Raw genomic sequence first — 12,398 nt, 5'->3', positions numbered from 1 at the left:
ACTTAAAAACGAAAGAAAAATGAAAAGATATATATTATATGCACTCTTTGCTATCTTAGCGATAGGCTTTAACAGTTGTTTGAAAAGCAATTTGGAAGAGTTGCCTGCCTTTGAAGAAAATGATGTTACCAATGTAGACAGAGTGGAATATCGGTTTATCAGCGATGAAATATCGAAGGCAAGTAACCAAAAGATTGTGAAATTCATCAATTTAACAGTGAACAAGAAGGAGATTAACAAGACCGATAAAACTGTAAGAATAGAAGTAACAGTACCTGCTGCCAATAGCGATTTCCCGACTGTGGAAAGAGATAAAGTAAGCAAAGCTAATCTCACTGTTATTCTATCGGTTTCCACCGCTGCTCGTGTATTCCCGATAGGCGATGCACCGCGATTGGGTACCCCAGGAGACTGGACAAACCCACATAAATACAAGATTGAGGCAGCTAATGGCAATACCGCTGAGTGGACAGTAGAAGTAACAAACGTTACTAAGTAACTTGGTTATTAAATTTTTATAAGGAAAATCGCTACACAGGTTGTAGCGATTTTTTTATATAGTTGTAGCACGAAAGACAATTTAATTAGCAGATTTAGAAATTAGCAAATGAGAACTGGTGGGACGAGGTAGAACTGAGGTGAGATAGAAGAAACAGGGAATAAATGACGAGTGTTAAATTTGGGGATTTGGGAATTAGTTCGTAATTTTGCCACCTTAAAAGAAAACAATGTCAGAAAAAACATCTCGCACTAAACATACTTTTCGTCAGCTGTCGCACTTTGTAAAACCTTATCGTGGGGTATTTATAGCCGTAGCTCTCTTTGCGGTGCTATCGTCTATCTTTTCGACCGCACAACCTTACTTGATAAAAGTAGCGATTGACAATTATATCACTCCCAAGGATTATGAGGGTTTAGTGCGCATTGTGTACATACTCATAGCTTTGCTATGTGCGGAAGTAACGATGCAGTTTCTGTTTTCTTATTACTCTAACTGGCTGGGACAAACGGTAATACGCGATGTACGCGAAAAGCTTTTTGCCCACTTGTTGCGCTTTAAGATGCGGTATTTTGACAAATCGTCCATAGGGGTATTGGTAACGCGTGCGGTGAACGATATGGAACGGATAGGCGAAATTTTCAGTTCGGGGCTTTTTGAGATGGCAAGCGATATACTGAAAATGTTTGTTATCACGATTGTAATGTTTGTGATTGATTGGAAATTGGCGCTTATCAGCTATGCTACGATGCCTCTGATTTTGTACTTTACGCGTTGGTTTCAACGTTCAATGAACGCTGCTTTTGTGGAGGTACGTCACCAAGTGGCAAACCTAAACGCCTTTGTACAAGAGCGCATTTCGGGTATTAAAGTATTACAACTTTTTGCGCAAGAGCGTGAAGAATTGGAGAATTTCAAAAAGATAAACGAGAAACACAAACAGGCGTGGCTGAAAACGATATGGTACAACTCTATTTTCTTTCCGATTGGCGACTTGTGTGTATCGATTACCATTGCGCTGATTGTCTGGTTTGGCGGTCGGCAAATTATAGGAGATAACGTGTACGACTTAGGGAATATCTTTCTTTTTATACAGCTTTCACAACAGTTATTCCGACCTATTAGGCATATAGCCGATAAGTTCAACACTTTGCAGATGGGCATTATCGCTTCTGACCGCGTATTTGCTATTTTGGATACTGAAACGGATACTGAAACCGGAGGTGAGAGAGAGTTGAAGGAGGTGAAAGGTAATATTAAGTTTGAAGACGTCCGTTTTGAATACGTAGCAGGGGAAGAAATCTTGCACGGCATTAGTTTTGAAGTAAAAGAAGGCGAAACCATTGCTATTGTAGGGGCAACGGGTGCAGGGAAGACCACTATCACCAATTTGCTAAACCGTTTTTACGACTTGACTTCGGGGGCGATTTACATCGATGGGGTGAACATTGAGGAGTATACTCTCAGTTCGCTACGAGAGCACATTGCTACCGTGTTGCAAGACGTATTCCTATTTGCCGATAGTATTTACAACAATATCACCTTGAAAAATCCTGCTATCACTGAAGAAGAAGTGATTGCGGCTGCTAAGAGCATAGGAGTTCACAACTTTTTGATGAGTTTGCCAGAGGGATATCATTACAACGTGAAAGAGCGTGGGGTTATGCTTTCGGCAGGACAACGCCAGCTGATAGCTTTCTTGCGCGCCTATGTACACAAACCGCAAATTCTTATTTTGGACGAGGCAACGTCTTCAGTAGATTCGCATTCGGAAAAGCTCATACAAGAGGCTACCGATAAGATGACCGAAGGGCGCACGTCCATCATCATTGCACACCGCCTTACCACCGTAAAAAAAGCTGATAGAATAATAGTATTAGACAAAGGGAAGATAGTGGAAATAGGCAATCACGAGGAGTTGTTGCAAATAGAAAACGGCTATTACCGCAACTTGTATGAGGTGCAATTTTTGGAAGAAGTGAAATACAAGGAGTGAGACTACATCTCAGAAATTAGCATAAATGAGGTTCAGAATCAAATAGATAAAAGGCAATTGAACTGACGTTACATAAAATTTAATTGAAAAAACGCTTAACTATAAATGGCTAAAAAGAAACAACCACAAGAAACACAAAAGAAGAAGAAGGATACTAATAAACCTCAACAGCGCAAATTGGCTTTTGGCGTATTTTTAGTACTGCTATCGCTGTATTTGGTATTTACCTTTTCGTCATTCTTCTTCTCGTGGCAGACTGACCAAAGTGGATGGGCAGATTTGAGCAATCGGGAAGAAATTGCTGACAATATAGGCAGTAAGATAGGAGCCTATTTGGGGCAGTTATTTGTATATAAAGGTTTTGGATTGGCAGTTATCTTTCCTGTGTGGCTTCTATTTCTCTCAGGGATGAAACTTATCCTAAATATGAAAAAGCCATTGCTAAACCGCTGGTTCTGGGGGATTCTGTTAATGGTATTCACTTCAACCGCCTTAGGATTTTTGGGAGGGAAAGCTACCATATTAGCAGGTGTTTCGGGCTATGAACTAAACCATTTTCTACAAGACTATTTGGGCAAATTGGGCACTATACTCCTTTTGGTACTTATTGTGGTACTCTATGGCATTTTCAAACTAAATCTCACTACTGAAAAGGCTGTTGCTTTCTTCCAAAATACATTCTCTAAACTGAAACGCGAAGGAGAAGAAGAACAGGAGCAAGGCGATGAGGAGGAAAACAGCTTTGAAAGCATAGAAAAAGAACCTAATTCCATAGAATTTACTACTGATGAGGGCGATTTAGACTTTATCATTCCACAAGGTGAAAACGAAAAGTTAGACCCTTTTACTCATAAAAAGGAAATTCCGCGCCTTGATGGACAAGAGGGAGGTTTGGAAATCACTAATATTCCCGAAGAGGAACAACCTGATTTTACAGTAACGCCTACTCAGCCAACAGAGGCAATAGACCCCGAGGCTCTGGCTAAGCAATTGGTAGAGAACTATGGAGAGTATGACCCAACGTTAGAACTTAGCGATTACCGTTTTCCTACACTCGACCTCTTAGACGACCCCAAAGACAGTGGTATTGTTATTAACCAAGAAGAATTGGAGGAAAACAAGAATACAATCGTACAAACGCTGAACGATTACAAAATTAAAATAGAGAAGATAAAGGCGACCATAGGTCCTACCGTTACTCTTTACGAAATTGTACCCGAAGCGGGGACACGTATTGCAAAAATCAAGAACTTAGAAGACGACATAGCCCTTTCATTGGCAGCACTTGGTATTCGTATTATTGCACCTATTCCAGGGAAAGGTACGATAGGTATTGAAGTGCCAAACAAGAAGCCTACAATGGTGTATATGCGCACAATGATTACCGCACCGCGATTCCAACACGCCGAAATGGAACTGCCTATTGCCTTCGGAAAAACAATTAGCAACGAAACTTTTGTAGCCGACCTTACCAAGATGCCTCACCTACTAATGGCGGGTGCAACCGGACAAGGTAAGTCGGTAGGGATAAATGTAGTGCTCAGTTCGCTACTCTACAAGAAGCACCCAGCCGAAGTGAAGTTTGTGTTAGTAGACCCTAAAAAGGTAGAACTCTCGATATTTGAGCGTATAGAACGTCACTTCCTCGCTAAATTGCCCGATAGTGAAGAAGCAATTATTACCGATAACAAAAAGGTGGTGAACACGCTAAACTCCCTCTGTATAGAGATGGACAACCGCTACGAACTGCTGAAAAATGCCCAAGTGCGCAACATCAAAGAGTATAATGCTAAGTTTAAAGCGCGACAGCTAAACCCTAACGAGGGACACCGCTTCTTACCTTACATCGTATTGGTGGTAGATGAGTTTGCCGACTTGATAATGACAGCAGGCAAGGAGGTAGAACTTCCTATTGCACGATTGGCACAGCTTGCCCGAGCCATTGGTATTCACTTGATTATTGCTACTCAACGCCCATCGACCAATGTGATTACTGGTATTATTAAAGCCAACTTCCCTACGCGTATTGCCTTCAAGGTAAGCTCTAAAATAGACTCTAAAATCATCTTGGACGGCTCAGGAGCAGAACAGCTCATTGGACGAGGTGATATGCTTTACTCGCAAGGAAATGAACCCGTACGTATACAATGTGCTTTTGTAGATACCCCCGAAATAAAACACATTACCGACTTTATTGGGGCACAGCGTGCTTACCCCGATGCGTACTTGCTTCCTGAGTATGTAGGACCTGAGGGAGAGGGTGTAGATTTAGACTTCGACCCCTCGGAACGTGACCCTATGTTCCGCGAAGCTGCCGAAGTGGTAGTGAATGCGCAACAAGGTTCGGCTTCCCTCTTGCAACGCAAACTGAAATTAGGTTACAACCGCGCGGGTCGCCTCATCGACCAATTAGAACACGCAGGTGTAGTAGGTCCGTTTGAAGGCAGTAAGGCAAGACAAGTGCTCATTCAAGACATTGTAAGCTTGGATAGATTATTAGACGGGCAATAGTGAAAAATGAAAAAGTTAAGAATCAAAAGTATGAATCAACAACAAGATTTTTTAAAATATCAAGCCCCCACTTCACCTTATCCGCGATTGTTGGAGGTAGAACGCGCCGAAGGTAGTTATATCTATACTACCGATGGCAAGCGTTATTTAGATTTTGTGGCAGGCGTATCGGCTTGCACTTTGGGGCATTGTCACCCTGCGGTGGTGAAGGCTATACAAGAGCAGTGCGCTACCTATATGCACGTGATGGTATACGGCGAGTACGTACAAAAGCCCGCGGTAGACTTCTGCAAACTCCTTGCTGAGCAGTTACCACCAGAGCTCAATACTACCTATTTGGTAAACTCCGGTACGGAAGCTATTGAGGGCTCGGTGAAATTAGCCAAACGCGCTACGGGAAGAACTCAACTCATCGCTGCCAAAAACGCCTACCACGGCAATACACAAGGTTCGATGAGCCTAATGGGCTATGAAGAACGCAAACGCGCTTATCGCCCGCTCATTCCCGATGTAGATTTTATAGAGTTCAACAACGAAGCCGATATCCTCAAAATCACCGAACGTACCGCAGGGGTAGTCTTGGAAAGTATCCAAGGAGGAGCAGGATTTATCGAACCCCAAAACGACTATCTTATCAAGGTAAAACGCCGTTGTGAAGAAGTAGGTGCTCTCCTTATTATCGATGAAATACAACCTGGTTTCGGACGTACCGGCAAGCTTTTTGGTTTCCAAAACTATGGCTTTACCCCCGATATTATCGCAATAGGCAAGGGTATGGCAAGCGGTATGCCGGTAGGGGCATTCGTGTCGTCGTATGAGCGTATGCAACTGTTGGCAAACAGTCCTAAAATGGGGCATATCACTACCTTTGGAGGCAACCCCGTGATAGCAGCAGCCTCGTTGGCAACTCTCAATCAGTTACTCACTACTGACCTGATGGCTCAAACCTTAGAGAAAGAAAAACTCTTCCGCAAGTATTTGCAACACCCACTCATTGAAAGCGTGAACGGTAAAGGACTGATGTTAGCAGTTATCGTTAAGACTGCCGAAATCGCCGATTTTGTAGTGAATTACTGTCAGGATAGGGGACTCATTGTGTATTGGCTCTTGTTTGAACACCGCGCCGTACGACTTTCTCCTCCACTTACTCTTACAGAAGAAGAAATAAAAGAAGGCTGTGATATTATCTTAGATGCATTGAATCAAGTAGAGAAGACATTCTAAATAATTACTATCTATATTTAATTCCTTTTTAATCGAAGCTAAAGCGAACCTAAGGCGAATCTAAACCGAAGCTAAGACGAAAAATAGGTGGAATAGAATTAGGAAGCAATCGGTTATAATTGCAATTTATTTATTATCTTTGCCCAAAATAAGTTTTTTGAACTTACTAATTATCCATTGTAAATTGTTAATTGAAAATATATGTCTGCAATCCTAAACTCATTATTAGACAACGACTTTTACAAATTCACTATGCAATGTGGCGTAGTGCAGTTATTTCCTAAAAACAAGGCACGTTACACTTTTATCAACCGTGGCAAACACGAATTCCCCGATGGCTTTGCTGAGGCTTTGAGAGAAGAGGTGAACAATATGGCAAAACTGAAACTCACCAAAGCCGAAAAGCAGTTTTTGATAGATAACTGCCCCTATTTGAGTCCGCTGTATTTAGACTTTTTGGAAGGGTATCGCTATGACCCTTCGGAAGTACATATCGAACAAAACGGTAGCGACTTGCAGGTAACTGTTGAGGGCTACTGGTATCGCACGATACTTTGGGAAGTGCCCCTACTTTCTATAATTAGCGAGCTCTTCTATAAACTCACCAAAGCGACCGCTTGGACAGACGAGCAGGTGATAGCTAATACTCGTGAAAAAGAACTGTTATACAAAGAATTAGGAGTGGTATTTGCCGAGTTTGGTACCCGTCGTCGCCATTCGTATCACGTGCACGACATCGTGATGCACACTTTAATGGAAGGCTACAACCAAACCTTTATAGGTTCTAGCAACGTGCATTTTGCGATGAAATACAAGGTAAAACCCATAGGTACTCACGCTCACGAATGGTTTATGTTCCACGCAGCTGAGTACAGCTACAAAATGGCTAATGCACTCTCTCTCGAACACTGGGTAGATGTGTATCGTGGCGACCTTGGGGTAGCTCTATCCGATACGTATACTACCGATGTGTTTTTCAAGCAATTCGACAAGAAGTTCAGCAAGTTGTTCGACGGTGTGCGTCACGATAGTGGCGACCCTATAGTCTTTGCCGAAAAGACAATAGCACACTACAAGAAGATGGGTATAGACCCACTCTCTAAATACATTATCTTCTCTGACGGACTTAACCCTAAGAAAGTACAAGCAATCACCGAAGCTTGTAAAGGTAAAATAGGTATTTCATTTGGGATAGGTACCGACCTCACTAATGATGTAGGCTTACGTCCGATGAACATAGTGATGAAGCTCACTGGGGTACTTACCAGCGATAACGAGTGGGTACCTACTGTAAAACTTTCAGATGAGCCTAACAAACACACGGGCGACCCAAGAATGATTGAACTCGCAAAAGGAATATTGGCAATTAGCTAATTAACCAATGAGCAAATTGATAAATCGAATTTATGAATTATATATTAATGATTTTAGGGATATTGGTAGCACTGTCGCGTTATCTTTTCCCAAAATACGACCAAGCGTTACTCATCATAGGCATAAGCCTACTGATGATAGGTATCTATCGCATTTCGCGCAACCTACCCTCTAAAAATGAGGAAGATTTTCAAGACCCAGCGACGAAAATAAGAAACCCAGAAGACGAATGACGTTTCGTGTCTCTAAAATGGGACAATTTACAAATTTACAAACTAACAAATTAACTGCCCGTGCGGCTCACACCTCGCACTGTGAACATAGGAGATTACATAGAAGTATTAGACGATACCATTAAAGGACACATCGTGCGCCTTACGCCTCAGCAGGTAACAGTGCTTACTACTGAGGGGTTTGAATTAACTTACCGCCCTGAGGAAATAATAGTTATTGAAGAGGAAGCGCCTTTAAAAGGTGCTTTTACGAATATAGATGAAGAGAGTTTGCGCAAAGATGTGGTGAGCAAGCGCAAGAACAAATCGCCACTCACTAAAAAAGAGCGTAATATCCCTCCAATGGAAGTAGATTTGCACATTGAGCAACTAGTCAATTCTACTAGGAATATGACCAACTACGATATGCTTACCCTACAACTCGAAACCGCTCGTCGGCAGTTAGAGTTTGCCATTGCACAGCGTATCCAGCGGGTAGTGTTTATTCACGGAGTAGGCGAAGGCGTGTTGCGCACCGAATTAGAATTCCTGTTGGGACGTTATTCTAATGTTACTTTCTACGATGCCGAATATGCCAAATACGGCATAGGCGCTACCGAAGTATATATCTATCAAAATGCCAAATAAATGATTCAAGCTACCAATATTCATAAAACTTATAAAGATTTAGAAGTACTCAAAGGCGTATCGGTGAACGTTTCCAAAGGCGAAATTGTATCGATAGTAGGAGCTTCAGGAGCAGGAAAAACTACCCTGTTACACATCTTAGGTACTTTGGACAGTCCAGATACCAATAAACCATCGTCGTTGGTGATTAATGGTACGGATATATTGTCGTTATCCTCCAAAGCCTTGGCAAAATTCCGCAATGAACATATCGGATTTATCTTTCAATTTCACCAGTTGTTGCCCGAGTTCACTGCTTTGGAGAATATCTGTATTCCTGCACTCATCAAAGGGGTAGGCAGGAAAGAAGCCGAAAAGCGCGCGATGGAGCTCTTAGACTTTTTGCACCTCACCTCGCGTGCTGACCATAAGCCTAATGCCCTTTCAGGAGGCGAACAACAACGAGTGTCGGTAGCACGTGCCCTGATGAACCACCCTTCGGTAGTATTCGCTGATGAACCCAGTGGCAACCTCGATTCTGAAAGTGCTGAAAAACTACACCAACTCTTTTTCCAACTGCGTAATGAGTTCCAGCAGACATTTGTAATTGTCACCCATAACGAAGAATTGGCTACTATGGCAGATAGAAAGCTAGTGATGGTAGACGGAAGGATAATTATTCCCAATTCTTTCCAAAATTAGGTAGTATCTTTGCCCCGTTAAACTTAAAAACAGATTAAACGATGAAAAAATTATTATCAATTATCGCCACTTTTTTATTGACTGTAATAGCAGTGCAAAATGTATCAGCTAAAGACACTCCTATTACTTTTGAACAATTACCAGCTAAGGCGCAAACTTTCGTGAAACAACACTTTAAAGTAAATGATATCGCATCGGTATGGAAAGACGACGATTTCCACGACCAAGATTACAAAGTGTATTTTAACGATGGTACTCAAATTGAATTTTATGCCAATGGAGACTGGGAAGAAGTGAAAACTCGCACTCAGGCTGTACCTGCAAAACTTATTCCTAATGGTATCGCTCAGTACGTAAAGAAAACCTACCCTCAAACGGATATCTACAAAATCCAAAAGAAACGCTATGGCTATGAGGTAGAACTCGCTAACGGACTCGATTTGGAATTCAATGCTAAAGGACAATTTTTAAGAATAGACGACTAATAAAAAGTACCAAATGAATGGTACTTTTTTTATTTTTAGCTACCTTTGTCGCCTTAAACATATCAATTATAAAAAGATGAATACATTCAAAACATTATCAACAGTAGTCCTCTCTTTACTTGCTTTTGGAGTGGCTACCGCTCAAGACGAAGGTCTCGTACCTATAAGTACTTTGCCTGCCAGTGCACAAAGTTTTATTAAGCAACATTTTTCTGCTAATAGCATCGTTTCGGTATGGCAAGATACCGAGAAAGGCAAAGTAGAGGACTACACCGTGCTCTTTGCTGATGGCACAGAAATAGAGTTTCGTGCTGATGGCAATTGGAAAGAAGTGAAATCACGCAACGGACAAGTTTCGCCCAAGATTGTTCCTACAAAAATTACTAAGTATGTGTACAAAAACTACCCTAATGTAATCGTTAAAGAAATTAAAAAAGAACGTACTAAATACGAAGTAGACCTTTCCAACGGGGTAGAACTCATTTTTAACTTAAATGGTAAATTCTTAAAAATAGACGACTAAAATGAAACGATTTTTATTACTCATTGCTGCTACACTTACCTTCAGCGTAGCCTCAGCACAAGACAAAAAAGTAACTTTTAACGACCTCCCTGCTGATGCTATCAACTTTGTGCGCGAGCATTTCTTGGTAGACCACATCGCTTCGGTATGGAAAGACACCGATTACAACGACGAAGAGTACACCGTCATCTTTCGCGATGGACTTGAAATAGAGTTTAACGGCGATGGCGATTGGAAAGAGCTTAAAGCTCGTCACGGCAAAGTGCCTGATCACGTAGTGCCCGAAAAAATATTAGCACACGTACGTGCCACTTTCCCTTTTGAATCTATCAAAGAAGTATCACGCAACCTTAGTAAAAAGAAATATGAAGCAGAACTTACCGACGATCAAGAACTTAAATTCGACGATAAGTTCAATTTTATTGGGGTAAAATAACTATGTACGACCTTCTTATTATCGGTGGAGGAGCTACTGGCTTCTTCACCGCTATTAATACTGCTGAAAAACACCCTAACTTTAAGATTGCTATCCTCGAAAAAAGCAAAGAAGTACTCCACAAAGTGCGCATTTCGGGCGGAGGACGCTGTAACCTCACCAACGCTACTTTTACTCCCCAAGAACTCGTAAAGAACTATCCTCGTGGCAGTAAGGAACTCCTCAGTCCTTTCCTCCGTTTTATGTGTGGTGATACAATGGACTGGTTTGAAGCTCACGGTGTCCCTCTCAAAACTGAAGCTGATGGTCGTGTATTTCCTATTTCTAATACTTCGGAGAGCATTGTAAATTGCTTCCTCAACGAAATAAAAAGACACCATATAGAGCTCTTCGCTGAGCAGAATGTACAAGCCTTTTCTCCTACTCCCGAAGGTTGGCAAGTAAGTACGCCCAAGCAGACCTACATTGCTCGAAATGTAGTCATTACCACCGGCAGTAATCCTAAAATGTGGCAATTGTTAGCTAATTTGGGGCATACTATCATACCACCAGTCCCCTCGTTATTTACCTTTCATACTTCCACCCAATGGACGAAAGAACTATCGGGTATTGCTGTAAATGCTTCTGTACGTTTGCTTAGCAAAGAAGGAAAATCACTAAAAATAACTGAGACTGCTCCACTACTCTTCACCCATACGGGTTTTAGCGGACCTGCGGTATTGCGCACTTCGGCTTGGGGGGCTCGTGTGCTAGCTGAATGTAACTACCAATGCTTAATGGAAGTAAATTTCACCGCTAACCTCACAGAGGCGCTTTCTTATGACGAAACGCTCTCTGTTCTCCAAGAGTTTAAACAACACAACGGACGCAAAACAATGCAAAGCTTCTCACTTTTTGAACTCCCCAAACGCTTATGGTCTGCTCTTTTAGGAAATGCAGGAATCGCCCCTGAACAAGTGTGGGCAGAACTCAACAAACCACAATTGCGTCGGCTGGCTGAAGCTCTTACCCAATATCGTTTTCCCATAGAGGGCAAAGCTACCTTCAAAGAAGAATTTGTAACAGCAGGTGGTGTAAAACTCTCTGAAATCAACTTTAAGACTTATGAGAGCAAGCTATACCCTCAGCTCTATTTAGCAGGAGAAGTACTCGATATTGATGCTATTACTGGAGGTTTTAACTTCCAAAATGCGTGGACGGGTGGTTATATCATTGCAGAAAGTATTCAATAATAATCCTATTATAAACTTAATACTTGGCACTATTTTTGTTTTATTTCCATATTATTAATAATAACTATATTTTATGGCAAATATTACGTTTCACGAACAACCAGCTCATACTGTTGGAGAACTTCCCAAAGTGGGTACTATAGCTCCTAATTTTTCAGCTGTAAGGAATGATTTAGCTGAAGTAACACTCAAAGACTTTCAAGGGAAGAAAGTTGTACTAAATATTTTTCCGAGTGTAGATACGGGGGTATGTGCAGCTTCTGTGCGCAAATTTCACGTGGAAGCTTCTAAACTCAGTAATGTAGCTATCCTTTGTGTATCTAAAGACCTTCCTTTTGCTCTTACTCGCTTTTGTGCTGCTGAAGGAATAGATAATCTCACTATGCTTTCAGACTTTAGAGGTGATTTTGCAAAGCATTACCCTATTGTCTTTACTGATACTCCCTTAAAAGGGTTATTATCACGTTGTGTAATAGTTTTAGATGAGCAAGGGAAAGTGGTTTATACAGAACAAGTAGCTGAAACCACAGACGAGCCTAACTACGTTAAAGCGTTAGAGGCTTTGAAATAGGTAGGG

General features: G+C 41.6%; 13 protein-coding genes. All 13 read left to right on the top strand.

Going from position 1 to position 12,398, the window contains the following annotated elements; genetic code table 11:
- The first annotated feature begins 19 nt into the window (after window positions 1-19).
- The 13 genes from C3V44_RS10970 to tpx all read left to right on the top strand — a co-directional run bounded on the left by C3V44_RS10970 (window position 20) and on the right by tpx (window position 12,392).
- On the top strand, window positions 20-499 hold the full coding sequence (locus C3V44_RS10970) for a hypothetical protein (RefSeq protein ID WP_106096482.1): 480 nt from the start codon (window positions 20-22) through the stop codon (window positions 497-499).
- 229 nt (window positions 500-728) lie between these two features.
- Complete coding sequence (locus C3V44_RS10965; RefSeq protein ID WP_106096481.1) at window positions 729-2,495, top strand: ABC transporter ATP-binding protein; 1,767 nt, start codon at window positions 729-731, stop codon at window positions 2,493-2,495.
- A gap of 105 nt (window positions 2,496-2,600) precedes the next feature.
- Complete coding sequence (locus tag C3V44_RS10960; protein WP_009421908.1) at window positions 2,601-5,006, top strand: DNA translocase FtsK; 2,406 nt, start codon at window positions 2,601-2,603, stop codon at window positions 5,004-5,006.
- Between the two features lie 30 nt (window positions 5,007-5,036).
- Entirely contained in the window at window positions 5,037-6,230 is a 1,194-nt protein-coding gene (locus C3V44_RS10955; protein WP_106096666.1) for an aspartate aminotransferase family protein, read from the top strand.
- Window positions 6,231-6,431: 201 nt separating this feature from the next.
- Window positions 6,432-7,604, top strand: a complete 1,173-nt coding sequence (gene pncB / locus C3V44_RS10950) for a nicotinate phosphoribosyltransferase (protein ID WP_002673512.1) — start codon at window positions 6,432-6,434, stop codon at window positions 7,602-7,604.
- Between the two features lie 32 nt (window positions 7,605-7,636).
- Window positions 7,637-7,837, top strand: coding sequence for a hypothetical protein (locus C3V44_RS10945; RefSeq protein ID WP_048746587.1), 201 nt, complete (start codon window positions 7,637-7,639; stop codon window positions 7,835-7,837).
- A gap of 81 nt (window positions 7,838-7,918) precedes the next feature.
- Window positions 7,919-8,464: a Smr/MutS family protein gene (locus C3V44_RS10940; protein WP_053580990.1), complete on the top strand. Its 546-nt coding sequence runs from the start codon at window positions 7,919-7,921 to the stop codon at window positions 8,462-8,464.
- Window positions 8,465-9,145 carry an ABC transporter ATP-binding protein gene (locus C3V44_RS10935; protein ID WP_106096480.1) on the top strand — a complete coding sequence of 227 codons (681 nt, stop codon included), beginning with the start codon at window positions 8,465-8,467 and terminating at the stop codon, window positions 9,143-9,145.
- 41 nt (window positions 9,146-9,186) lie between these two features.
- Window positions 9,187-9,630: a PepSY-like domain-containing protein gene (locus C3V44_RS10930; protein WP_106096479.1), complete on the top strand. Its 444-nt coding sequence runs from the start codon at window positions 9,187-9,189 to the stop codon at window positions 9,628-9,630.
- A gap of 76 nt (window positions 9,631-9,706) precedes the next feature.
- Entirely contained in the window at window positions 9,707-10,153 is a 447-nt protein-coding gene (locus C3V44_RS10925; protein WP_106096478.1) for a PepSY-like domain-containing protein, read from the top strand.
- A 1-nt stretch (window position 10,154) separates the two neighbouring features.
- Window positions 10,155-10,589 (top strand): PepSY-like domain-containing protein, encoded by a 435-nt coding sequence (locus C3V44_RS10920; protein WP_106096477.1) that lies wholly within the window; start codon window positions 10,155-10,157, stop codon window positions 10,587-10,589.
- A 2-nt stretch (window positions 10,590-10,591) separates the two neighbouring features.
- Window positions 10,592-11,821 carry an NAD(P)/FAD-dependent oxidoreductase gene (locus tag C3V44_RS10915; protein ID WP_106096476.1) on the top strand — a complete coding sequence of 410 codons (1,230 nt, stop codon included), beginning with the start codon at window positions 10,592-10,594 and terminating at the stop codon, window positions 11,819-11,821.
- 73 nt (window positions 11,822-11,894) lie between these two features.
- A complete protein-coding gene (gene tpx / locus C3V44_RS10910; protein WP_002673532.1) occupies window positions 11,895-12,392 on the top strand; it encodes a thiol peroxidase in 498 nt (165 codons plus the stop codon).
- Window positions 12,393-12,398: the final 6 nt, after the last annotated feature.

Origin of the sequence: Capnocytophaga sp. oral taxon 864 (assembly GCF_002998835.1) — a bacterium.
Lineage (GTDB): Bacteria > Bacteroidota > Bacteroidia > Flavobacteriales > Flavobacteriaceae > Capnocytophaga > Capnocytophaga ochracea.
Note: the sequence above shows the minus strand (reverse complement) of the source record. Positions and strands in the feature narration are given on the sequence as shown.